This is a genomic window from Lachnoanaerobaculum sanguinis, assembly GCF_033242365.1.
Classification (GTDB): Bacteria; Bacillota; Clostridia; order Lachnospirales; family Lachnospiraceae; genus Lachnoanaerobaculum; species Lachnoanaerobaculum sanguinis.
The window spans coordinates 69,793-94,064 of sequence record NZ_BTHK01000011.1 but is presented as its reverse complement, the minus strand read 5'-3'; the positions used below and the strand labels follow the sequence as shown (position 1 = coordinate 94,064).

Annotated in this window: 20 protein-coding genes; all 20 read right to left on the bottom strand. The window is 35.8% G+C overall.

The genetic code is table 11. The features are described from left to right. Positions 1 to 6: 6 nt before the first annotated feature. Positions 7 to 315, bottom strand: coding sequence for a preprotein translocase subunit YajC (gene yajC / locus SBH76_RS08805; protein ID WP_007593197.1), 309 nt, complete (start codon positions 313 to 315; stop codon positions 7 to 9). Between the two features lie 7 nt (positions 316 to 322). Then, positions 323 to 1,459 carry a tRNA guanosine(34) transglycosylase Tgt gene (gene tgt, locus SBH76_RS08800; RefSeq protein ID WP_317977516.1) on the bottom strand — a complete coding sequence of 379 codons (1,137 nt, stop codon included), beginning with the start codon at positions 1,457 to 1,459 and terminating at the stop codon, positions 323 to 325. 7 nt (positions 1,460 to 1,466) lie between these two features. Next, positions 1,467 to 3,821 carry a protein translocase subunit SecD gene (secD, locus tag SBH76_RS08795; protein WP_317977515.1) on the bottom strand — a complete coding sequence of 785 codons (2,355 nt, stop codon included), beginning with the start codon at positions 3,819 to 3,821 and terminating at the stop codon, positions 1,467 to 1,469. 14 nt (positions 3,822 to 3,835) lie between these two features. Then, positions 3,836 to 5,227 carry a thioether cross-link-forming SCIFF peptide maturase gene (gene scfB, locus SBH76_RS08790; protein WP_315085202.1) on the bottom strand — a complete coding sequence of 464 codons (1,392 nt, stop codon included), beginning with the start codon at positions 5,225 to 5,227 and terminating at the stop codon, positions 3,836 to 3,838. 94 nt (positions 5,228 to 5,321) lie between these two features. Beyond that, complete coding sequence (scfA, locus tag SBH76_RS08785) at positions 5,322 to 5,468, bottom strand: six-cysteine ranthipeptide SCIFF (protein ID WP_007593215.1); 147 nt, start codon at positions 5,466 to 5,468, stop codon at positions 5,322 to 5,324. Between the two features lie 75 nt (positions 5,469 to 5,543). After that, positions 5,544 to 6,395, bottom strand: a complete 852-nt coding sequence (locus SBH76_RS08780) for an RpnC/YadD family protein (RefSeq protein WP_317977514.1) — start codon at positions 6,393 to 6,395, stop codon at positions 5,544 to 5,546. A 104-nt stretch (positions 6,396 to 6,499) separates the two neighbouring features. After that, a complete protein-coding gene (locus tag SBH76_RS08775; RefSeq protein WP_317977513.1) occupies positions 6,500 to 8,821 on the bottom strand; it encodes an Ig-like domain repeat protein in 2,322 nt (773 codons plus the stop codon). A gap of 4 nt (positions 8,822 to 8,825) precedes the next feature. After that, positions 8,826 to 9,182 (bottom strand): hypothetical protein, encoded by a 357-nt coding sequence (locus tag SBH76_RS08770; protein ID WP_317977512.1) that lies wholly within the window; start codon positions 9,180 to 9,182, stop codon positions 8,826 to 8,828. Continuing rightward, positions 9,182 to 11,161 carry a serine/threonine-protein kinase gene (locus SBH76_RS08765; RefSeq protein ID WP_317977511.1) on the bottom strand — a complete coding sequence of 660 codons (1,980 nt, stop codon included), beginning with the start codon at positions 11,159 to 11,161 and terminating at the stop codon, positions 9,182 to 9,184. Before SBH76_RS08765 ends, SBH76_RS08770 begins: the two co-directional genes overlap by 1 nt. Positions 11,162 to 11,171: 10 nt before the next feature. Next, positions 11,172 to 11,930: a PP2C family protein-serine/threonine phosphatase gene (locus SBH76_RS08760; RefSeq protein ID WP_317977510.1), complete on the bottom strand. Its 759-nt coding sequence runs from the start codon at positions 11,928 to 11,930 to the stop codon at positions 11,172 to 11,174. A gap of 3 nt (positions 11,931 to 11,933) precedes the next feature. Beyond that, the gene (locus SBH76_RS08755) at positions 11,934 to 13,325 is read right to left on the bottom strand and encodes a DUF6382 domain-containing protein (RefSeq protein WP_317977509.1); all 1,392 of its coding nucleotides are present in this window, start codon (positions 13,323 to 13,325) and stop codon (positions 11,934 to 11,936) included. 21 nt (positions 13,326 to 13,346) lie between these two features. Beyond that, complete coding sequence (locus SBH76_RS08750) at positions 13,347 to 14,393, bottom strand: P-loop NTPase family protein (RefSeq protein WP_317977508.1); 1,047 nt, start codon at positions 14,391 to 14,393, stop codon at positions 13,347 to 13,349. 10 nt (positions 14,394 to 14,403) lie between these two features. Continuing rightward, positions 14,404 to 15,696 (bottom strand): WG repeat-containing protein, encoded by a 1,293-nt coding sequence (locus SBH76_RS08745; RefSeq protein ID WP_317977507.1) that lies wholly within the window; start codon positions 15,694 to 15,696, stop codon positions 14,404 to 14,406. A 9-nt stretch (positions 15,697 to 15,705) separates the two neighbouring features. Continuing rightward, positions 15,706 to 16,335, bottom strand: a complete 630-nt coding sequence (locus SBH76_RS08740) for a prepilin peptidase (protein ID WP_317977506.1) — start codon at positions 16,333 to 16,335, stop codon at positions 15,706 to 15,708. A gap of 12 nt (positions 16,336 to 16,347) precedes the next feature. Beyond that, the gene (locus SBH76_RS08735; RefSeq protein ID WP_317977505.1) at positions 16,348 to 17,661 is read right to left on the bottom strand and encodes an endonuclease toxin domain-containing protein; all 1,314 of its coding nucleotides are present in this window, start codon (positions 17,659 to 17,661) and stop codon (positions 16,348 to 16,350) included. Positions 17,662 to 17,705: 44 nt separating this feature from the next. Then, complete coding sequence (locus SBH76_RS08730) at positions 17,706 to 18,539, bottom strand: hypothetical protein (RefSeq protein WP_317977504.1); 834 nt, start codon at positions 18,537 to 18,539, stop codon at positions 17,706 to 17,708. Positions 18,540 to 18,568: 29 nt separating this feature from the next. Then, positions 18,569 to 22,402 (bottom strand): DUF5702 domain-containing protein, encoded by a 3,834-nt coding sequence (locus SBH76_RS08725; RefSeq protein ID WP_317977503.1) that lies wholly within the window; start codon positions 22,400 to 22,402, stop codon positions 18,569 to 18,571. Between the two features lie 4 nt (positions 22,403 to 22,406). Further along, entirely contained in the window at positions 22,407 to 23,093 is a 687-nt protein-coding gene (locus SBH76_RS08720) for a TadE/TadG family type IV pilus assembly protein (RefSeq protein WP_317977502.1), read from the bottom strand. A gap of 22 nt (positions 23,094 to 23,115) precedes the next feature. Then, entirely contained in the window at positions 23,116 to 23,352 is a 237-nt protein-coding gene (locus SBH76_RS08715) for a Flp1 family type IVb pilin (protein ID WP_317977501.1), read from the bottom strand. A 65-nt stretch (positions 23,353 to 23,417) separates the two neighbouring features. Next, positions 23,418 to 24,272 (bottom strand): type II secretion system F family protein, encoded by an 855-nt coding sequence (locus SBH76_RS08710; RefSeq protein WP_314096598.1) that lies wholly within the window; start codon positions 24,270 to 24,272, stop codon positions 23,418 to 23,420.

Genomic DNA, 24,272 nt, shown 5'->3' with positions numbered 1-24,272 from the left:
CTTATTTTATAATGTCATCTTTTCGTTCTTTACAATGGCATCTTTTCTCATCGGAATACGGCAATTTTTATTGTTTCCAAACTCCACTATCACAGTATCATCTGTAATATCAATCAATACACCATAAAATCCTGATGCAGTCTCTACCGTATCACCAACTTCTAAACTTGCAAAAAGCTCAGCCTGCTTAGCTTTTTCTTTTTTATTAGGTCTATAGGCCATAAAATAAAATATAGCTCCTATAAACACTACATACATTGCAATCGCACCTACTCCAAAACCACCACCTGCATTCGCAGTTGCCAAAATATTCATAGTCCTCCTATTTAGAACCTTCAAGCATGGTTCTAATTTTGTTATTTTTATATTCTGTATATCTATTTTCGCGTATAGCTGTGCGAATTTCACTCATCATTGTATTATAGAAATATAAATTGTGCAATACACAAAGACGCATACCAAGCATTTCATTTGCCTTCAGCAAATGTCTGATATAGCCCCTTGAATATGATCTACAGGCCGGACAGTTACATCCCTCTTCTATAGGTCTTTTATCAAGCTCATATTTCTTGTTGAAAAGGTTCAGCTTTCCATAGTTTGTATATACATGTCCATGTCTACCGTTTCTGCTCGGATATACACAGTCAAAGAAATCCACTCCCCTGTCTACCGCTTCAAGAATATTTATAGGGGTACCTACACCCATAAGATATGTAGGCTTATCCTTTGGCAGATGTTCAACAGTTACATCAAGTATATGGTACATCTCTTCATGGCTCTCACCGACAGCCAGACCGCCTATTGCATATCCGTCAAGGTTAATCTCGCTTATTTCTTTTGCATGTGAAATTCTGATGTCGTCAATAACTCCGCCTTGGTTTATACCGAAGAGCAACTGCTCCTTATTTATGGTATTCTCCAATGAATTGAGCCTGTCCATCTCTACCTTACATCTTTGCAACCATCTGGTAGTACGTGCCACAGATTCCTCTATGTATCTTCTCTCCGCAAGTGCCGGAGGACATTCATCAAATGCCATTGCTATTGTAGAGCCCAAATTTGATTGTATTTGCATACTCTCTTCAGGTCCCATGAATATCTTTCTTCCGTCAATATGTGAATTGAAAGCGACGCCCTCTTCCTTAATTTTTCTGAGTTTAGCCAGTGAAAACACCTGAAAACCGCCCGAATCTGTCAGTATCGGCCTGTCCCAATGCATAAACTCATGTAAACCTCCAAACTCTTTTATAAGTTTGTCACCTGTTCTTACGTGCAGATGATAGGTGTTTGAGAGCTCAACCTGACAACCTATTTCCTTAAGGTCATCCGTCGAGACAGCTCCTTTTATAGCGGCTACAGTTCCGACATTCATAAAAAGCGGTGTCTCTACGGTACCATGCACTGTTTCCATAGTAGCGCTTTTTGCTCTATTGTCCACAGCCTTTATTTCATATTTCATAAAATACCTAAACTACAGCACCATTGCTGTCTTTATTTATTTCAACTTTTTTATCTTTTTTCTTCTTATTCTTAGCTTTTTCGGCCTTCTGCTCTTCCTTCTTCTGCTCGATTTTTTTATCAAATCTGTTGCTAAAGATGTACCAGAAGATACTTGATAAGAATACGGAAGAATATGTACCTGCTACGATACCTACCATGATCGGTAATGCAAACTCTCTGATAGAAGAAACTCCCATTATAAAGAGTACGAAAATCATGATAAATGTAGTAAGTGATGAATAAATACTTCTTGTAAGAGTCTCGGTTACACTTGTATTTATAATCTCTTCTTTTGTAGCCTTTGGCAATAATGCCTTATTCTCTCTTATTCTGTCAAATATTACTATAGTAGCATTTATGGAGTAACCTACTATTGTAAGGATACATGCAATAAATGTTGAGCCTACACTCCAACGAAGCAGTGCATAGAATGCAATTACAACTAAAACATCATGTACAAGCGCAAGCACTGAACTTGTTGCAAATCTGAAGTCTTTAAATCTGAACCAGATATAAAGAAGCATAAGTATTGTAGCAATAACTGTAGCTACAACAGCATCTTTCTTCATCTCGGAACTTACAGCACCTGATATTGACTCTGCTGTGATCTTCTCGGCATCCACACCGAATTTTTGAGCAAGAGCACTGTTAAGTTTCTCTCTCTCGTCTACTGAAAGTGTACGTGTCTTTATGATAACCTCATTTGAACCTTCGACCTTTTGTGTCTGTGTTCCAGCTTCACCTGTTACTGATTCTACTACAGGCACAACCTCTTTTGAGATTCTGTCAAGTGAATAATCTTCATTAAATGTAACATTTGTAGATGTTCCGCCTCTGAAGTCTATACCGTAGTTGAACAGATCTCCATATTTTGCCTTATTTACTCCTGCACCGAAAATACCTGCAAGTATAACAACTACTGAAACTGCAATCGTTATATTCTTCATTCCGACAAAATTTATAGGCTTTGCCGCAAGTTTCTTACCATAAAGCTTAGGATTATCAAGCCCTATATTGTAGAAAGCCTTCATTATAAATCTTGTAACAAAAAGTGCTGTAAACATTGACAGTATAATACCGAGTGCAAGTGTCTGTGCAAATCCCTTTACAGTACCTGAACCTCTAAGATAAAGTACAGCTGCGGCTATAAGTGTAGTAACATTTCCGTCAACGATAGCTGACAAAGCCTTCTTAAATCCTAAATTGATAGCTTCATTTACGCTCTTACCAAGTCCGATTTCTTCCTTGATTCTGGTAAAAATAATTACATTTGCATCCACCGCCATACCGATTGAGAGTATGATACCGGCAATACCCGGCAATGTCAGTGTGATTTCAAATGCAGATAAGAGTAAAATCTCAAGTATAACATATAATGAAAGTGCAAGTACCGATGCAAATCCCGGAAGTAAGAATACCGCCACCATAAATACTGCAAGGATCACAAATCCTACTGCAGCAGCCTTCATACTTGTAGATATGGCTTCCTGTCCAAGCTTTGCTCCTACCACATTACTTCTAAGCTCTTCAAGCTCAAGTGAAAGTGAACCTATACGTATAGTAGAAGCAAGATTCTTTGCTTCATCGTATGAAGTCATACCTGTAATCTGTGCCGTTCCGCCTGTTATAGCAGTCTGAACTGTAGGATTTGAATAAATAACATTGTCGTATATAATAGCAATTCTCTGTCCGATAAGTCTTGCAGTAGCCTCTGCAAAAGCCTTTGAACCCTCATCTGTAAATGTAAGTGATACAACATACTCACTGTTACCGTTATTATCTATAATACCGGCTTTGGCTGTTGCCACCTGATCACCTGTAAGTACAGTATTACCCTGTGGATCTACAAAGATCAAAGAACCAGGTTTTCCAAGTTCGTCAAGTATTGCATTGGCATCAGATACACCCGGGATATCAATATTAATTCTATTGCCACCCTCTCTGTAAACTTCAGCCTCTGTTGAGTAATTCTGTACTCTCTGCTGCAACTTATAGATAGTGTCCGCCATATCCTCATCTGACGGATTCGGCTCAACTGTTTGGTAAGTAATACTTACACCACCTGCCAAATCAAGTCCAAGTTTTATTTTACCTGTACTGAATTTGGAAGTTTTACCTATTTCATCAGCTACATCACTGTCTGTTGCCTCATCTCCGGTCACTTTACCGCTCTCATTTGATATGGTAGTCTCACTTGTTGCTACAGCACCGGTATTACCCTTACCTGCAGATAAAACATTGTAAGCAAGAAAACCGAAAAATACCAAAACCACAACTGTGATAAACAGAGAGGCTAAGCCCTTTTGCTTATTGTCCTTCATTATCTTCTCCTATTTTACCCAGCTAACGCTGCTTTTATCATTATTGCACACTCAATTCTCTTTTTTTGAAGTTCGCAACCGATATCATAAGTATCTGTAATAGAGCCGTGGAAGCTATAAGAATTAGCCGCACATCCTCCACTACAATAAAATCTTGCATAGCAATCCTTACACTTTGGCTTAGCGTAAACATTGCATAGCTTAAACTCATTACTGATGTCTTTTCTCTTCAAACCGTCAAAGACATTTCCAAGCAAGAACTCATCTTTTCCGACAAATTGATGACATGGATATAGATCACCCCAAGGTGTAACCGCCAAGTATTCCGTTCCCGAACCACATCCTGAAAGTCTCTTTGCAACACATGGTCCCTGAGTCAAATCTATATTGAAGTGGAAGAAATTGAATCCTCTTCCTTCCTTCTTTCTCTTGATATATTCTACCGCAAGCTTATCATACTCTTCCATAATCTTTGGAATGTCTTCTTCTCTGATTGCATAGGCTTCACCGTCTTCACCTACTACAGGCTCCATACTTGTCTGCTTAAATCCAAGGTCTGCAAAATGCAATACATCCTTTGAAAACTCAAGATTATTTCTTGTAAAAGTACCTCTGATATAGTAATCCTTTGTGCCTCTGCTTTCTGCAAATTTTACAAACTTAGGAACTATAACATCATAGCTGCCTTTGCCTCCTCTGGTAGGACGCATAGCATCATTAACTTCTTTTCTGCCGTCCAAGCTGAGTACTACATTTGACATCTCCTGATTGCAAAATTCCATAATTTCGTCATTCAAAAGCATTCCGTTTGTAGTAATTGTAAATCTGAATTTCTTATTATTGGCTTCTTCCAGGCTTCTGCCATATTTTACAAGTTCTTTTACCACCTGCCAGTTCATAAGCGGCTCACCTCCAAAGAAGTCTACTTCCAAATTCCTTCTGTTTCCCGAATTGGCTACAAGGAAATCAAGCGCTCTCTTTCCGACATCATAGCTCATAAGAGCTCTTCTGCCATGATACTCTCCCTCTTCGGCAAAGCAGTATTTACATGCAAGATTACAATCGTGAGCGATATGAAGACAGAGTGCCTTTACAACTGTTTCTCTCTCTTTAAAATCATTGATGTACAGCTCATAAGTATCCTTGGTATAAAGCTCTTCCGCATTTATAAGCTCCTGTATATCGGATATAGCCTCATCTATTTCCTCATCACTGTACTTATCCTTCAAACCTGATTTAATATCAGCTTTTATCTCATCACTTAAGTTTATCGGAGCATCTATCTCTCCAATAAGCTTTTCACCAAGTTCCATTGCATCATACATAAGCTCATCAACTACATGAACAGAACCTGAATTGACATCTAAAACTATATTATATCCGTTATTCTTATATTGGTGTAACAAATTATTCCTCTTTCTATCATGAAGCAAATTTTACAACATGAAAAGCCCCCTTAACAGTCTATGACCGCGAAGGGGGGTTTTTGATACAAGCGTCTTATCTGTTAGGATTCTCACAACCCTGGTTTCCAACTGTGCAAGATGTCTTGCAAGCTGACTGACAAGAAGTTTGGCACTCGCCACAACCACCACGCTTTAAGCTCTCTTTAAGAGTTTTCTCATTTAAAGTAACAACATGCTTCATATACATTCTCCTTCTATGTCGTACTACGACAACAAGCTTTATGCTAACTCATTTTAGCATAAGTAAATATCTTTTTCAATAAATATATTTTTTGAACACTTCAACACTCATATTTGCTCTTTTTGCGGCATCTTCAATACTTAATATTCCGTCTTTTACTAAGGATGCAAGAGTAGTTACAGCACCTTCAAGCCTTCCCCTCTCTACTCCCCTTGCTTCAACTCTATCAAGTACTTCGCACATATTAACATTCTCCTTTCCCTTCAGCTCATTTATAGTTTCTTCAAATCTGTTATCTCCGGTCATTGCACTCATCAGATACAGTAACTCTTCAACATGCTCAATTGTAGTTTTATCAGCAGTATAGTCTCTCTTTGTTCGCATTTGATACAGATAATCCGCCAATATTTTAAAGTCACTTTTAAATAAATCAATTTTTACTCTGTCCAGATATGCAATTTCAAAAAGGTTAATCTTAAAATCATTTACATAAGATTTTATATCATTATGTACATTCAATATTTCTAAAAGTGTAGTAGGATAATTCCATCTTTTATCATACCCAAGATATAAGACTAAAGTAATCACAGGATACTTTTCCTTATATCTGTTTTCTTTTCTTGTCTGATTTACATACTCTGTACCGTCATATCCGAACACTCTAAGAGGCATTAACTTATCAGGTCTTGTCTGATTCTCTAATCCAAACAGTGATATATTTATTTTACTGTTTTGCCAGTATTTTGCAATATCTCTCTCCTGTAATCTGACATTACTTCCTATCTTAAGCATACTCATTGGCAGTGCATCCGACAATGAAGATTCATCAACTACATCTTTGCCGTCAAATAAAAGTACATTTAAGATATCAGCAAATACATCATTGTACTTTTCAAGCATCTTTTGAGTTATGTCCTTATCTTTCATATCTCTTCCCCCTATTATACCAAAAATATTATTATCAGGTTGTTTTTTATTATAAATTTTAAGTAAAAGGGCCGTCACTTTTGTAACAGCCCCATTACACTCATCTATTCTTCTTTTCTCTTTTTGTATACAAAGACTATTCCCAATCCCAATGCAATGCCTAAAGTTATAACTGCCAAAGGAATATAACCTGCTGATAAAAGTTTTGCCTTCGGTGCTTTTATTTCAAAGCTTACAGAAGCGATATCGCTTAAATTACCCGCCTTATCTTTTCCCTGTGCTTTTACGGTGTGCTTACCTTCTGTATAAATACTTAAGTTTATTGTACCGTCATTCTTAATCGTATACTCACTCTTATCAAGTAATTTATCATCAAGCCAAACCGATTCAATAAAATCTCCGGGAAGTTCCGTACTTAAAATAATATTTACATTGCCCTCATATATTTGTCTATCTTCTACACCTAAAATCATAGCTACAGGTTTTGTGGCATCATATATAACTTCCACCGGCCTCATTGAAGACTTATTTCCTGCCGTATCTATCACTTCAAGATTAAAAGTATATTTTCCATCCTTATCTATTGAATTTAAAAACTTCAACTCACCGTTTACAAACTCAAACGGCTCATCCATTCCGTTTACAGTTGCCGACACAATAGAAATTTCATCGGTGTTCCATACCTCAATACTTGGTTTAAACGGCTTGTTTGTATACTGTCCTACAAGTTCTTCAGGCTTAAACTTAAATGTAGCACCTTTTTTATTTACAGAGAAATTCACCTTCTTCTCGGTAACATTTCCTGCCATATCATATATGGTTACGGTAAGTATATAATTGTCGTCAATATATATAGGATCAAGATTTAATATATATCCGCCGTCCTGTTTCTTTGCCTTATATATAAGGTCTCTTGACTTTCCGTCCGCTACGGCTGTAAGAGTAATCTTTGACTTTAGTAAATCTATATTTACATCGCTGTATTTTACTACAGGTGAAACTGTTCTTGCATTTGCAGTCAAATCTTCCACTCCTGTAATCGTAATATACGGTGCTGTAGCATCAACATTAAGCTTTTCTTCAAATCTTACTCTTTCCGACTCTGAACCCGGATTGTTTTTAACAACTGCGATTCTGTACTCTCCGTCATCATCAAACACTATATTGGCTCTGTGATTTACACCGTCCGAACTCCAGGTATATCTTGTATTTGACAGTACTTCTTTTCCATTCACGTTTTTGTAAACCGATACCGAATAATTATTCTCATTAAAATCGTTGTCGTCAACATTTACATATGTAGATCTTGTATTCAAGAATCCGTTCACCCTGTTATTTACTATATCTCTGTTTATGCTTACTGTATGTCTGACATTATTTATACTTCTGTCGATATCCGTTCTTTCGCTTACGGAATTTCCATTTCCGATAGGTTGAAAAAATTGTGGTACTTCATTTGATACATCTGTTACTTCTTCTGTTTGAACAGGTTGAGGACTGTCTTGTATTTCCGTCTCAGTAGTTTGACTTGTATTATTATCTACAATATCTCTGTTTGCAATATTATTTCTTATCACTGAACCGGATATATTTCTCTCAGTATTTACATTACTGTCGACGCTATACGTTCTTCGGGCACTATCTGTTCTTCCTGCACCTGTATCTTCCGTATTGCTCCTGTTCGTATCTACGGTAACTACAGTAATGCTGTTTGACATTCTCGACCTTTCTGTAAGCTGTATATTTTCATGTACTTCATGTGGTACTTCGGGCTCTATAACAGGCTGAGCCGCCAAAAAGAATATCTGATTCTTATTACCGTTTTTTGAAACAAACCTTCTCATGTCTGTATTAACTGTGTTTAAGCCGTTTGTTCTTGTGATCTGTACACTGCGTCCTATCTCAAAGTATACATTGCTTCTATAAAGAGTAATACTTGCATTTCTACTTTCGGTATTACTTAAATTTGAAAATCCTGTTCTGATTACCAAATCATCTCTATTTGTGTTTGAATGTGTTGCAATGGAAGAAGTCGCAATGGAAGAAGTCGCAACAGATGATGTAGCAAGAGCCTGAGGTCTTGAAACATCATAATCTTCTATCTCAATATTCCCACCGTTTAAAATAACATTCTTTATATTTTCAAAAGAATTTTCTACCAAAACAGGACTCCAGTTAAAATAACTTTCATCATTTGTATCACCCAAATCTCTTGGTCTAGGCAGGGTTAACTTACCTTCCGAATCTAAGAATGATGAAACATTCCTGATATGGTATCCTTCACCGTCTCTGAAAATCAATCCTATCAAAATGTTTGTAGACGCTGCCATGGAATCAAAAATAAAAGATCTGAAAATAATTTGAAATAAAAAACAAAAACAAATGATTACTGCAATTAACTTTTTTTCTATGCCTCTCATATTCATAATACTATCTGCCTCCCGCAATTAAATTAATTTCTTCGATAATTTCAAAATTTGTATTTTCATTGTGATTATTTAGAATCTGACCATGATAATTTTCTAAAAGAATTGTTTCGTCCATATCTTTATTATTTTTAACGATATCATGTGTTCCTCTTTTTGCCGGTAATTTCCTTGAGTTTATTTTTCTAAGAGGCATGGTTGTGTTTTGCATCTTCTGATCCACCACCCACTTTTTCTTTGAACCATAACTTAAAATATCACTAAATGCCTTTCTTACTCCCATTTTAAACCATAACAAAATACTTATAAACAACATGATGACACCTGAAAAAAATCCGCTAAAATATAGTATTCTATGCATCAGATACCTCCGATATTTTTCAATTTATTCTTTAAAGAAACGAAGTTGGAATTAAATTCTATATCAGGTAATTCCCCCGCCTTCATATAAATCATAGCTGATGTATTCACGTCTTTCATATCTATCAACAACATAGTCGCAAGACTTATATAAGCCGTAGCATCTTCAGGATATTTTTCTATAATATCTTCGTACTCTTCAGCTGCCCTTTTGTATTCCCCAAGAACTCTATAAATATCTCCTACCCTGTTTTTAAATAAAACCGTCTGTTCAGGCGTAGCGAATATCAGATATCTTTCATAATATGATACGGCTTCATATAAATCATTTCTTGATTCTTTTTCATCCGGTTCAATATTTGCTCTTCTATAGTAGGCATCCGCAAATCCGAAGTATAATTCCGGTAGATATTTTTCTTTTAAATCCTTGTCTATATATGAGCTGTTTAATATCTCACCGGCTTTATTTAAAAGTTCCATCGCTTTATCAAAAGGTTTTTCACCCACCTTCTGTATGGCAAAAGCATTTGATCTGTAAATCTTTGACAATGTAATATATATCTCGGCCTTTTCTTCCTCATTTACTTCTGTATTCAGATATTCATCAACATTTTTCATATCTTTGACTATAATGTTCCAGTCCGTCCCTATTTCCGATAATGATCTTGCTAAAGAAGAATAATATTTTGCCTGTGGATATTTCTTTATATTTACTTTGTCAAAATATCTTGCGGCCGTTCCATAGTCAATATCAAACTCTGTATCCTTACTGTTGCCGAGAAAATAAATCTGTCCCATTCTCATCATAAGATCGTCATTATTACCCAAATCACCTGTTCCCGATGCAATCATTGCAGAAATCGCCATAAGTCCGTTCCTTGTCTGCCCAAGATCACAGTAATAATCAAGCATTCTTATATATGCTTCCGTACTGTTTGGGGATATATTTATCGCATCCCGGAAAAGTTTTAAAATATCAGAATCAACTACATTCTCACTTCCTGCTGAAGCAATTTTAAGAGCCGCTTCAGATAAATAATTGTTATAGACCTTTGAGATTTCCCTTTTCTCCATTCCGTTTACAACAATAGCCATAGAGAAAAAAGTAAAAGACAGAATAAGACTTGCCACAAACAAATATATTTTCTTTTTTTGAGTTGCTATGTATGAATCATCCAAATCTCTGAAATGTTGCAGTGCATATGACATTTCTTTACAATCGTTAAATCTTTTGTCAGGATCTTTTCTTGTGGCTCTGAGAATTATCTTTTCAAGACCGTTTGACAAACTCTCATCCCATCTTCTTATCGGATAAAGCTCATATGGCGGCTCTGAAGGATTCACACCGGTAAGAAGATGATACATAGTTGCACCAAGATTATATATATCCGTCCTGGCATCTGTTTGTCTTAAAGTCTCTCCCGCAAACTGCTCAGGTGCGGCATACCCTATAGTACCGAGGCAGGTTGTATCCGATACACTGTCGTAGTTGTATTTTCTTGCCGTTCCGAAATCTATCAAAGTGATTTTACCGTCAGGTCTTAACATAATATTTGCCGGCTTCAAATCTCTGTATATTATCGGAGGATTCTGTGAATGCAAGTAATCCAGCACATCACAAAGCTGTATTGCATAATCCGCCACTTTATCTTCTTCTATAACGCCTTCTTCAGACAAAATATCGGATAAAGGCCTACCCTCCACATAATCCATTACTATTATTATGGTATCGTCATTTTCAATTATATCTGCGATACTTGGCAGGTAAGGATGCTTTAATTCTTTCAAGAGATTCGTTTCAGTTATAAGACTTTGTTTCATAATCTCATAATTTTTGTTTTTCTCTTTTCGCATCTCCTTTATGGCCCATTGTTTATTTGCCTTTTCATTCATTGCCAAATAAACAACACTCATACCGCCCTGTCCGATCTTATTTAAAATCTTATACTTTCCGTCTAAAAGGCTGCCTATTTCCAACATATTACCCCTATTATTGAACTTTGACCAATGCCGCCGATATATTATCCTGTTCATTTCTTCTAAGATTCAATGATATCAGCCTCTTAATCATCTCATTAAGTTTATTACTTTCGCATCTGCCAAGTAAACTCAACATCTCTTTTTCAGATATCTCATGCCTGAATCCGTCGCTGCAAAGCAGTAAAATATCTCCCTTTTTCACTTCTCCGCAAAACATATCAGGCTTTACCCGTTCTGATGCTCCGATACATTGCAAAAGTACATTTCTTTTCGGATCATTTTTTGCTTCTTTTTCTGTAAGTCTTCCCTCTGCCACCTCTTTTGCAATAACCGTATGGTCATTTGTAAGTCTCTCTATTTTAGATGAAGATATTTTATATAGTCTGCTGTCTCCTACATGCCATACAAAAAATCTGTTTCCTGCCAAAAGAAAAGCGGTTATTGTTGTACCGAGATATATTCCATGCTCTTTCCCATAATAGAGCAATCCCTCATTTTCAGAACTTATGATACTTCCTACATCTTCCCTCATTCTGCTTTCATCCCAGATACTTTCATATTTACTGTAACTGTACAAAAACCAGTCTGAAAATGCTTCCGCTATGCTCTTGCTGGCCAACTCACCACAGGAAAGTCCACCCATTCCGTCACAAATTATGCCTATACAGACTTCCTCACCTTTAAATTTGGCTCTCTTTAATATTACACTGTCCTGATTACAACTCTTTTTTAATCCGACTTCGGTTTGTGCCGCCAAAAAATAATTCATATTTTATACCATGTGAAATTCAAATTCTTCATTTGATAAACTTATAATGTCATTATCCCAAAGTTCAACTTCAACACTTGATGATACTTTTTCACCGTTTACCATTGTAAAATTCAATGACTTCAAGTCTCTTATAAAAAATGATCCGTCTTTTCTTACAATTTCCGCATGATTCCTACCGACTGAAGAATTGTCATTTATACAAAAATCAACATAGCTTTTTTCTCTTCCGATTCTAAAGCTTGACTTATCTATAAGAATTTTTTCACCTGTTCTCTTCCATATCAGAAATGCGTTTAATACGTTTACAGAAAGTCCAAGTAATGTCGTCTCAGCAAAGCGGTCTGAATTTTGTAAAACAGTGGTTTCTGCAAAATTATTTGAATGTAATTTTGATGCTTCCGTCTTGTTATCAACAACGTAAACTTCTTTTTCCTTCTTTTTCCCAAAAAGAGAAAATCCTTTTTTTTCATTAGATTCTTTCCGGCTGACTGTAGCTATATTTACCGGTTCTTCTCTACCCGGAATAAGAAAACTGCTTTGTTTATGGTAATCATTTTCCCGAGTTTTTGAAATTTCCTCTTTCTTTTCAACCTTTACAAAGCCAAACAAACCCTTTTTCTTTTCTGAATTTACCGGTTTCACATCCAATTCAATATTTGATAGGGGTTTATTATTAACAGAATTGAAAGTATTTACAGGGAATTGCATATTTACCGGAATCCGTGCTCCGCTGCTGTAACCGGTATTATCAGGAGTTAACTGTTCGAGTTGCTCCTCAATATTGTATACCCTTCTTTCTTTAAACTCGGATTTGATTTCCGGCTTTGTGATATCGAAGTTTTCAATATGTTTTTTTTGTTTTATTTGGGATATTAATTGTAAGAATTTTTCGATTGAAAATGATTCTTCATCTGAGAGTTGCCTGCTTACATCTGCCGCAAAATTTGCAGCCTTATTATTTTTAACCATCATATAAAGCAGTAAATTTTTAAAGAATTCGAGTATGCTTAAATTATTTCTTCTGTCATACAAAGGCAGAAGTATCATTTTTATATTTCTGTTATCTGTAAAAATATATTTATTTTCCAAAACCAACTGTGCTTCACCAAGCATATATTCTTCTATATCCGTTAAAGCTTTACAAATGTTCTCAAATACATTCAGCAAATCTTCCTTTGTAAGTTCTTCGCTCAAATATTCATCCAGATTTTTTAACTTTTCAGTTTTATACTTAAACTCCGTCATTGAATCATGCATGATTATATCTATAGGAAGCAAACCTTTAATATCATTATTTCTCATCATACCGATGCTTACATTATCAATTTTTTCATTTTCAGCAACATAATATATAAGCTCAATATCCTTTTCAGTCTCATTACTCTTAAACATATGGGCCTCCTATCTCAAATTTTACAAAAATGAAACCTTTGACAGTATCTCAGTCAAATCATTGCCATCTGCACTATAATTTTTTACAAAGTCTCTTACAGACAAGTTTTGTGGAATTGAAATATTATTAATATCTTTTACCTTATTGCATATAAGAGTTATTTTGTTTGTTATATCAATAGCTCCATTATTTTCCATAATATGTAATGCCTCATTTAACTCGGACATTTTCTTGATTCCTTGCTTTGTATCATCGAAAACAAACACTATCTTATGTGCAAACTTTGAAAAAGTATTCAATCTGCTTCCGGGATCGAAATTGCAGTCTATAATTATATGTCTGTACTTACCCATTCCCTTTATTTCTTTAATAAGTACCGATATATCTTCATCACTAAGTTCAAGCATATCCAGAGCCGCCCTTGATTTATTGAAGAAATTCAGCCCTTCACTTGTCTTTAAAACGCTGCTTTCTATTTTTAATGAAACACTTTGCTTTTTACTCTTTATTGCATATATGATTTCATCAAATCCGATATTTCCCTCTCCGTTTAAGAAAATATCGGATGAATTAAGTATTTCAAAATTCAAATAGAGTGTCGGTGTTCCTCGCCTTGCCAATCTCTTTGCATAGGCTATGGCAAGAGAAGTAGCTCCCGCCCCTCCGTTTACCGGCATAAACACCTCAACCAAAGTATTATTTCCGTCATTAAATTTATATGCAATATCACCGTTTGAACCGTCTGCCAATACATTCAATATTTCCTTATATATATTTTCAGGCTTCTTGAATTTATTGATTGTCTTTATATTGTTTTTTCTCTCTATCAAATCCCTGTCAGAGAGGTATGCCATACTCATCTTTTCACTGTATGACGATAAGTCATCTTCTATATTTTCAGATACAAGCATAACATCTATAGACTTGTTCCCTCTGTTATTTTCAAATGAATCTAATGAAGAAAAGGTCAATATTTCTATTCTGTCCTGATATTTTTTAATATAAAAATCCGACAATCTTTTTCTGTAATCCTCATCTGTATCTATTAAAGCCAGTCTGATTTTCATTAAAAACCTCCTATTCTACAAGCTTAATAAATTTCCAAGTTCCCTTTTTCACAGCCGCTACGCCGCTACTGTTAAAGCAGCCTGCTTCACTAAACCCGAAATCAATAACTACTGTGGCTTTTTTATTTATATATCCCCACTTTTTCCCGTCATATACAGCGGCAAAACCGTTTGAAAAAGATTTTGCATTCTTATATTCGGTCATTAATTCAATTTCACCGTTCTTATTTGCAAAACACCATTTATTATTCATTTTAACTGCTGCCATATCATCCGATACAAATGCTTTTGCATCATCAAAGCCTTCACTTCCCTTCATATTTCCGTCCAAATCAAAAATATGATACTTACCGTCAAGCTTTGCAATATATACATTCTGTGAAGTAGCAAAACCTAAATCATCCATTATCACATCATCATATATAAAATCTGTAATCTGTGAAAAATCATTTTTTATAACAGCCCATTTACCATCTTTTTTTACCGCCGCCCTCTTATTTGCAAATCCTCCTGCAAAATCATAGGTTAACTCAGTGGCTTTTTTTGCATACTCATCCATATAAGAATACTTTTCCCCCATCTTATAAGGAGCCAACTTGTTTCCAAATACACCAAGTGAATCCACTTTAAAGTCAGGTAAAAGCTTTTTATATCCGTTTTTTTCTATGTAATACCACTCACCGTCTTTACAAACAGGAGCATAAATTGGATCCTTACCATATGGTAATATATCATCATATTGAGACTTTATCTTTTCACTGCCATCCGACTTCATCAGTCCCTTTTTATCATTATTTGTGAATACATAAAATCCGTTGTAGAATTCATCTATAGAAGCTCCTGCAAAATAGATTTCCGTATATACACCTCTAAGCTTTCCCTGCAATTCCAAAAACTCATCATCATTCGGTTGTCTTTCAAGATAAGCATTTACAACTTTTAGAGCATTAGCACTTTGCTTTCTTTCCATATAGTAATCGACGACCTTTTTTGTTATTTCTTTCGGATAATTATAATCTTCCAAAATCATACTTCCCTGCTTCTCAAATTCTTTATATTTCTTTAAATTGAGATAATCATCGAGAATCGCCTCTTCTACCGGCAGCTTATTCTTAGTAAATTCCAGTGCCTTCTTATATTGATCGAGTGCATCTATATAAATTTCTTTTTCATCAAAAGCTTTGGCATTTGACATATGTTCATTATAGTTTTTACGTTCTCTTGCATTGCCGCCTATTATATTGCCCCAGCCAAGTACCAACAGTAAGATTATTGCAGGTACCAATATCTTTTTCATTGTCATATACAGCTCCTAAAATCCCAGTAACATACATGCAGTTACACCGAAAGCAATAAAAGGTGCAAAAGGTATTTCATCCTTTGTAGTTGCCTTTTTTGTAAACACCTTAAACAGACCGTATAATGCAATGGATACAAGTGATACTATCAATACACCCATTAAAGTATAAATTCTTAAGTAAAATCCCAGTGCACCTACAAGTTTTATATCCCCCATTCCGACACCGTTTTTACTGATTGCCTTACTTATAGCAAAAAGTCCGCTACCGATAATCATTGCTACAGCAGAATCTATAAATATAGCCAATGCCTCAATTGTATTTGTAAATACATTTATCAAAATAAATATACAGGAAATTCCCAATATAAATACAACCGCCTCATTCGGTATTATCTTTTCTCTGTAATCAATTACTGCAATTATTAAGGAGACGGATATCACAGTCAAAGCCTTAAACGATTTAAAAATATCGTAAGCGTATATCCTATATAAGATGCCTATAGCAATTCCTATAATCAAATATGTAATTATCAAAAATACATTTTGCCTTGAATAAATATTGCCATACCTTTTCTTGTACATATACAGTGTAACAGCATATGTTATCAACATAAAAACCACACAAAAAATCAAGTTCACCATCACCTGTATCTCCTATTCTGTCGTATATAATTTCAACTCCATGCCGTTTTCTCTTGCATATTCCGTTGCAAGGATTATTGCCTTTTGCTGATCAATACTCAATTCTTTGTTTTTTACCACCAGATAATAATACTTTTTATTATATTTATCAGATGTAATATCACCTTCCCAACTGAAGTTTTTAAGCCTTTTCATATCTTTTTTTATAGCACTTAAAAATTTCTTACCGTCCTGATACTCTATTAAATCGGTATCCATACTATGAGTTCTGGCTATATAACTCTCTTCTTCATTAAAAATACTTATACTTTTGTATATACTTGAATCCAGATTTCTCTTTACAACTGTATTATCGTAATTGCTTATCTCCTCGCCTCTATCTTTGGTACTCTTATCCCATACTGAAGCCGGAATATTCAGCCTGTTGCTCGGTGTTACTACCGGAGTTACATTATCAAAATTGTCTTCTTCACCCGGTATTTCATCAGCACCGTCTTCAAGTGCCGCACCTGCAACGGCTCCTCCGGCCTCATTGGGCTCATTAAAGCTTCCGTCTCCAATCCAAGCTCTGGTGGATGCGGTATTTTTCAATATAAAATCAAATTTATCTATAAACGGTAACGGTATTCTCATCTTATATGTGGCACTTATTTCAATGCTTTGCATATCCAGGAAGAAACTCGAGCCCCAATAGTTTATCCCGTTTTTTCCACCCTGTACTCCCAACTTTTCCAAATATCCGTTTGGAAAACTCTGTAAGTACTTATTTGTAACGGCTCTGCTTATAGGCATTGCAACAGCCAACTTCACAGCATCATATGCACCGTCTTTTATAACCGCCAATATTCCGTTAAAAATTGCTTTTTCATCAGAAAAGTAGTCGGTAACGGAAGTATGCATAGCCTGTCCTGCATCATATATCTCCTGTGCACTCTGTCCCACACTGTTCATTTGAGATAATATATCTTCAGGATATTGCTCAGTTCCTTCATCCAATATATTTGAAGTCACATCAGTTGCATTTTCCAGACCGTTTGCACTGGCATTGAAAAACACCTGTACGGTATTAAGCATTTTCTTTGTTTTATCGGTAAATTCACCCGCCTCACTTGATGCACCCTGTCCTATATTGTGTACTCCAAGTTTCTTTGCTATATAAGCATACTCGGACACTTGCTTCGCAGTTTGATCTATAGCATTTTGTATACTTGTATATGCCCTGTAAACATTAATCATACTTAATATGGCAATATACGATGAAATAAAAATCATAAGTATAAGACTTGCTTCTACCGTGATAAAACCTCTTTGCCTGTATCTATCCATTAGTTTGCTCCTTAGTGTGGTCATTTTGAAGGAGTATATTTAATCTACTTACCCAAACTCCTGTATTCTTCTTGACTTGAAAAAGTTTTCATAGAAAATTCCGCAGACTTTTTAAGCTTTTCATAGTTTTCTTCCATAGTCTTGGCTTCTTCTGTATCTGACATATCTACAGGTCTTACACCCCATACCGCCATTCCCATTCCATAGCCTTGCATGGTGTCGGATTCCAACTGTCCTGCATCTTTAGGACTGAAATAGTAGTAAGCAATATACCCTCCTCTTATAAGTTCCGGATAATTTGTATTAGCAGGATCCTTTCTCGTTACGTCTATATGTCCTTCTTCTTTTATAAAGTCAACACCACCATAGGTAACCTTCTCTGTATTATCCACTACTACTTCATATTGCTGTGAAGAAAACATAAAGTACATTCTTCTTTCTTCTACAAAAGAATTCCAAAATGTAGGGTATTTTTTAAGTATATCAGGTATTCTTTCTAAATCTTCCGTGTATTCTACATGTAAGGTTTCTTCCGCATCCGTTTTTTCAACACATGTATTTTTAAAATAGCATGATGCAAGTTCACCTTTATTCTCATCAAAACCCAAGGTAATATAGGGCAAAGGTATATAACCGGCTTTTGGAAAGCTTTCATCGTCTTCCAAATCTATCCAACCTATAGTGCCAAGTGTTTCTGCTCTTTTAAATGCTTTTTTCTTTGGCTTTGATTTGGTAGTTTCTTCAGCCTTACTCTCATTAGCCGTACCTTCAACACTTGTCGCACCGCTTACTCCTGTATCTGACTTACTACATCCACTTCCGATAATACTTGCTGTAGCTAATATACCTATAAGTAAAATTCTATTTATATTCTGCATAGTATTTTTGGCCTGTGGCCAACCTCCTTTTAATATCCCAATACACCTTTATAATCTATAGGGTATCCAAATTCCCCTTTTAAATTGAATTTTTCGTTTTTTAAATTAAAAGCATCCAAATGTATAAATACAGGTTTTATCTGAGTCTTAGCCTCTACCTGCAACAATACCGTAGCTTCCTGCATAGAAAATTCTTCTCCTGCATAGTAGAGTGATCCCTCCTTACTTGCATTAGTCTGTATAAGATTCCCCATTCTACAAATCACACTCTGCTCATCCAATAAATACTGTATAGCCAAAAAAACCATAAGATAATCTTTATAGCTCATGTTAAAAGTGCTTGCCTTCGTCTTATCAAAACCGTTAAGTTCAAGTTTATCCTTTCCTTCTCCTATACTAAGAGCATCTCCACCTGCACCTTCAAACTCTTTATTAAACTCGTTTATCTTATTATTTATTGCTTCCTGAGCATTACTGTTTGCGGCATCCAGCGCACTTCCTACACTTGATTTCAACTTCTCTTGAAGTTGACTTTTATCTATTATTGAATGTATTCTCTCGTTTAATAATAATCTTTTATCATCAAAAAAATTTTTAATATTATTATTTACAGTTTCCGTTACTTCATTAATATTTTCCTTTGTAATACCTATAGCTGACATGGTATAACCAACAAGCTTATCTTGATTTTCACCGGTATTTATAGCCTTAAATGCCTCAAGCTTAGCCTTAGCTACCAAGCCTCCCGTATCTACCTCAGCTTCTATATCGGCCTGCATTTGATCAAAGGTCTCTTTGATTGCTGCTCTAAGTCTGTCTTCCAATCCGTCTCTTGCATCTCCAACTTGAGCTATACACCATACTATTTTTTCCTGTATTGGAGTTTGAATGGATGTAATAATCGTTTCAGTAGATGTGTCAACCATATCTGTCACATATATATCCAAAGTATCATTAAAATCCTCTTTCATATCATCCGTATACTCATTCATCTTCTTATACAGCTGACTTGCAGCAGTCTGTGCAACAGCTTGAGCCATACCGCTGAATCTTGATCTCCATACATTCGGATTTTTATAAAGCGGTACCGACTTTCCCGACACCAAGTCATTGATATCCAACGCACTTTCAGTCAATGCCGCCGCAATCAATAATACATTCTGAACTATCGGAACTCCAAATCCTGTCCAGCCTGCTATAGCGGTAGCCATTGCAAAGGTCTCATTTCTTAAAGCACTGTCACTTGTATACGCGTATATTAAATTTAATAAAAGTCTTATACCGAATATTCTTGTTTGTACACCGGACACATTTTCATTCAATTTAGGATTACCAAGAAGTATATACTCCTGCTCAGCTCTGTAAGCTTCATTGTTCTTTTCACTGAAAGGCACTCCCGACAAAGTCTTTTCATTTGTGATACCGCCCTCTTCCCTGTTTGTTGTATAGCAGCTGAACATTGTGGTGGTATATGCCATTAGATATAGCTTGTCTCTTCCGCCTACCAGTATGTCTCCGATTCTGTCAAATCCCGAAACAGCTTCTTTTGAGGCCTTCAAAGCATTGTCAGCCAATTTCTTATCACCGCCACTTTGAAGTGTTTCCATTGTATTTGAATTCATTATCTGTGCCGCCTGAGCACCTATATTCATTACATCAGCTATTCTTACCGGACTTATTTGCACAGGTTCCGGAGTATTATCAACATGTGAGCCGTTAATCATCTCATCTCTCTTGTTTTTCTGCTCCGAATCACCTTCAGTTTTTGTCGCAACACTGTTTCTTTCAAGAAATGCAAAAAGCGGATCTACATAGTACTTTCCGTCTGTATCTGTCATACCGGAAGTTACTGAATCCATATCATAGCACTCTACTCCAATATAGTTTCGCAGTCTTGGATTTATGTATCCAAATTCCGAATCAACTACTTTATATCCCTTTTCCTCTTCGGTAGTTTCAACCACCTTTTGTATCTTGGAAGGGATACTGTTCTCAAAATCCAGGAATACAAGTCTGCTGTCTTCTGTAGGAATATAAGCTCCCAATGTATGTAATGCTTCCTGCTTTGACTCAATTTCACTGTTTGTAGTTAATGTATCCGTATTTGTCAATCCGGATACATATGATATTATGCTGTTCACCCAACCGTCATCCGTATCATCTGAAATAGCCGGATGTATTCCCGCATATTCATATTTTTCAAGATTTGCTATAACCTTATTTGAATAATCTATAGATCTATCAAATATTTTTGTCATTTCAGTGACATAACCTTCAATAACAGCCTTTGTCTTGGTATTATAGTCCTGACGCATATCATTTTTTACACCTGACTCCGCCATATTGCCGATATTGATATCCCAGTTATTGGCTATATCTTTCAGTTCCTTAGCCGATGTTTTAAGTTTTAACAGCTCACCTCGAACACCTTCAGCTTTCTCCTTAAGCCCTGTAAACCACAGATAGTACTCTCTTGCAGTCCTCATTTGAGGTGTAGCAAGAAGTTTAATATCATTCCTAAGATCATTCATGTACTTATCTCTCAAATTGTTTACATTATAGTTTGGACCGAGAGGTGCGCTTGAGAGTTCCGAACTCCCGTAATTGTCAGGTACAACTTCATTTACGCCTGTTTGTGCCCAATCACCTACAAACTTTTTATCATACCATTCCTTGATATTTTTCCAATCATCTTCCAACTCACTTAATTCATTTTCTAATCTTGTAATTTCTGAGTTGTAGTCATTCTCTTCATCACTTTTACTTATATAACTTGCAATTTCACCATTTATTCTTATTTTCTCACTTTCATAATGCTCCTGTGCAAGATTAAACCTTTTAACTACAGTTTGAAATTCATATACCTCAGTCTTATATCGATTATAATAATTCACATAATTGCCGAATCTATTGTAATCTAAAGTGGCATTCCCTCTTGGCGTTGACATCCAATCTCCATATGACAAAGAACTTGTAACCATATGAAAGTCTGTTTTCAATTCACTTATATCATTTTCAAAATTTTCCATTGAATAATGAATATCACCACCTTGTGCATCATTGTTACTGTTACGCCAATATTTATCCTGCTCAAGTTTTGACAGCTTTTCCACCTGTACATATGCCAGTGCATCTCTTGTAGCATATTGAAAATTATTGTCTCCTAAGACATAAATATCATCCTTTATCTCCTTTGGAGTTTTAAAATTACCGGTCGGATTTATCAAATAATCCTCATACTCTCTTGAAAGAGCATATATCCTTAAGCAAAGATCTTGAATGTCCTTTAGCTTTTTTTCGTAATCTCTTTTGTTTTCCAATACCTTTTGCTGATCAGGTAAAGATTTTAAGATATTCATCTTCTCCAAAAATCCATACCCTATCACTGCCGGTGCTCTAAACTTCATATAATCAAGCACCTGTGCCCTAAGCACATTTGCATTGGAAAGATTTGCTCCTGCCGCCTGACTTACCTCAAAACTTTTGTCAGTCAGCTTCATTTGCATAATATCTGAAATTTCGTTTCCACCGCTTCCTGATAATGCAATATCAACAAGCTCTTTTACCAGGCCTTGATCATGCAGTCCGTTGCTTTTTAATGTAGCATCAAAATACACTTCAAGATTTTTCCTTAATTCATTCATATCTTTTGAAATGGCAAATAGCCCATATGTATCCTGAAGAACCGAATTATAATAAGTCAATCCGGCATTGAGTGCCATATCTCCCGCACCCGATACTATATTTCCGGCAAGTATTATTCTGCCGCCATCAACCAAAACAGTGGTAAATATTATAACCACTGTTAAGATAAGTGACATAAATATGGTCAGTGAACCATGTTTGTTATAAAAGATTTTCATATTGTCACCTGCCTGTTCCACCCAGTTTATCTCTTAATGTCTTTAATTTATTTACATAGACATCGACCCTTTCCTTCAAGTTAAATCTCTCTAAAAGGAAATCAATAAGATCTGCACCCAGGTCGATGTCTCTGACAAATTCTGTTGCATTGGAGGAGAATGCATAGCTTGATTCCTTAAGCTCAATATTTTCCGGAACACCTACACTTTTAAGTGCTTTACCCAATCCTTTAGGCAATTTGATGCCGTACTTGATATTGACTTTTACTGTAGGTGTTATTATCCCGGTGAACTCTATATCGGAATCTACACTCAAACCGCTAACCATGGTATATTTATATAAAAGCGTATTCAGTTTTTCTTCAAAACCGTTTCCTATTTCATCCTTACTTCTGAAAAAACCTGCGTAAAGTTCTCTCTCTTTATAATAACTGTCAACACCGTCCGTACCCGGAAAACTCATTACATCTATATCTATACCATTGCTTATCGGTGCAAGATATTTTTCATATCCGGGATATGCTCCGTCTCTTGCAGCTTGCGAGGCAATCTTTGTACCTGCAAACTGTACCAGAGTCTGCTCAAGCTTTAAAAGCCCCAAGATAAGCATTGCAATTATAGTAAATATGAATAACGGATATATTATTGCCGCTTCTACCATCAAAGTACCGCGATTGTTTTCACCTCGCATATCTCCTCCTTGGCTAAATATTTTATGGTGTGCTGTTAGTACTAACGAAACCGCTGAGGCTATCCAGTATTTGGCCAACTATTTCCCTAAGTCTGTCATGAAACAAAGTTGCAAGTGCTATTATGATAACTATAAGTACCATAACCGCAACCATATCAGATGCTCCACGCTCTTCTTTCTTAAAAGCCTCAATAGCTCCGGTAAGTTTCATTGTCTGTGTAATAAAAAACAGATCAATAAGTTCAAACATTTTTTCCATCTTGTTTCTCCTCTCTTTGAAAGTTTTAGTTATGTAAAAGCTTTAGTCGACTTTCAGCTCAAACATCAAAATCTGAGACCGGCAAACATAGGCACCATTATCAAAATAAGTACTCCCAAAAATATAAGTCCTATGGGCATTATCAACTTACTGCTTGCCTTTTCACCCCTTCTTTTTACTTCATGTTTTTTCTCTTCCCAAGCTTCATTGCTCATATCTCTAAGAAAAACAACTACTTCACCACTTCCTTTTTGCAGGTTCTGTATCATCATTGTCGAAAACTTCCTAAGAGACTTTATAGAGCATCTTTCTCCAAAAGTCTTATAAGCTTCCACCTCCTGAATTCCGTTACTAAGTTCCAAGGCGGTGTTTCGCATTTCCTGATATAGAATACCTTCATTTGTGGCTGCCACCTTTGTCCATGCCTCTCGTATAGGTACACCTGCATTTACAAGCAAAGTAAGCTTTGAGAGCATTCCCGGATAATCTTTTAAAAGCTCATCCCTTCTTGAGTTTATCTTGTCATTTAACAATTCATCCAAATACCATATCATCATTGCGCTTACCGCAACTCCGGCTATTACCAGTTTAAAATTACCGCTTATTCCCGTTATCATAAACATAAGTAGTGTAAGCACTATTCCGAATGTAATCTGTCCGCCTCGCAGTATATAAAAATAATACGGTCCGTATTGTTTTCCATATATTTCTGAAATAAGCTTTATCTTTCCTTTGGCATTTTTACTGTTCATATCAAAATGTATCAGCTCCATAAGTCCAAATCCGATATAATATATGTCAGACATCGGGTACTCTCCATCCGGTATTCCCGATAATATATCCACAAATTTTTTACTGAATCTGAAATGTAAGTAGAGTACAAACAATGCAAATATTGTTACCAATATCATTACTATCAT

Coding starts and splice junctions, on each gene's coding strand:
- SBH76_RS08730 (WP_317977504.1), bottom strand. CDS start 18,539: ATGCAGAATATAAATAGAATTTTACTTATAGGTATATTAGCTACAGCA.
- SBH76_RS08745 (WP_317977507.1), bottom strand. CDS start 15,696: ATGACAATGAAAAAGATATTGGTACCTGCAATAATCTTACTGTTGGTA.
- secD (WP_317977515.1), bottom strand. CDS start 3,821: ATGAAGGACAATAAGCAAAAGGGCTTAGCCTCTCTGTTTATCACAGTT.
- SBH76_RS08780 (WP_317977514.1), bottom strand. CDS start 6,395: ATGAAAGATAAGGACATAACTCAAAAGATGCTTGAAAAGTACAATGAT.
- SBH76_RS08725 (WP_317977503.1), bottom strand. CDS start 22,402: ATGAAAATCTTTTATAACAAACATGGTTCACTGACCATATTTATGTCA.
- tgt (WP_317977516.1), bottom strand. CDS start 1,459: ATGAAATATGAAATAAAGGCTGTGGACAATAGAGCAAAAAGCGCTACT.
- SBH76_RS08750 (WP_317977508.1), bottom strand. CDS start 14,393: ATGAAAATCAGACTGGCTTTAATAGATACAGATGAGGATTACAGAAAA.
- SBH76_RS08775 (WP_317977513.1), bottom strand. CDS start 8,821: ATGAATATGAGAGGCATAGAAAAAAAGTTAATTGCAGTAATCATTTGT.
- SBH76_RS08765 (WP_317977511.1), bottom strand. CDS start 11,161: ATGTTGGAAATAGGCAGCCTTTTAGACGGAAAGTATAAGATTTTAAAT.
- scfA (WP_007593215.1), bottom strand. CDS start 5,468: ATGAAGCATGTTGTTACTTTAAATGAGAAAACTCTTAAAGAGAGCTTA.
- yajC (WP_007593197.1), bottom strand. CDS start 315: ATGAATATTTTGGCAACTGCGAATGCAGGTGGTGGTTTTGGAGTAGGT.
- SBH76_RS08755 (WP_317977509.1), bottom strand. CDS start 13,325: ATGTTTAAGAGTAATGAGACTGAAAAGGATATTGAGCTTATATATTAT.
- SBH76_RS08770 (WP_317977512.1), bottom strand. CDS start 9,182: ATGCATAGAATACTATATTTTAGCGGATTTTTTTCAGGTGTCATCATG.
- SBH76_RS08740 (WP_317977506.1), bottom strand. CDS start 16,335: ATGGTGAACTTGATTTTTTGTGTGGTTTTTATGTTGATAACATATGCT.
- SBH76_RS08735 (WP_317977505.1), bottom strand. CDS start 17,661: ATGGATAGATACAGGCAAAGAGGTTTTATCACGGTAGAAGCAAGTCTT.
- SBH76_RS08720 (WP_317977502.1), bottom strand. CDS start 23,093: ATGCGAGGTGAAAACAATCGCGGTACTTTGATGGTAGAAGCGGCAATA.
- SBH76_RS08760 (WP_317977510.1), bottom strand. CDS start 11,930: ATGAATTATTTTTTGGCGGCACAAACCGAAGTCGGATTAAAAAAGAGT.
- SBH76_RS08715 (WP_317977501.1), bottom strand. CDS start 23,352: ATGGAAAAAATGTTTGAACTTATTGATCTGTTTTTTATTACACAGACA.
- SBH76_RS08710 (WP_314096598.1), bottom strand. CDS start 24,272: ATGATAGTAATGATATTGGTAACAATATTTGCATTGTTTGTACTCTAC.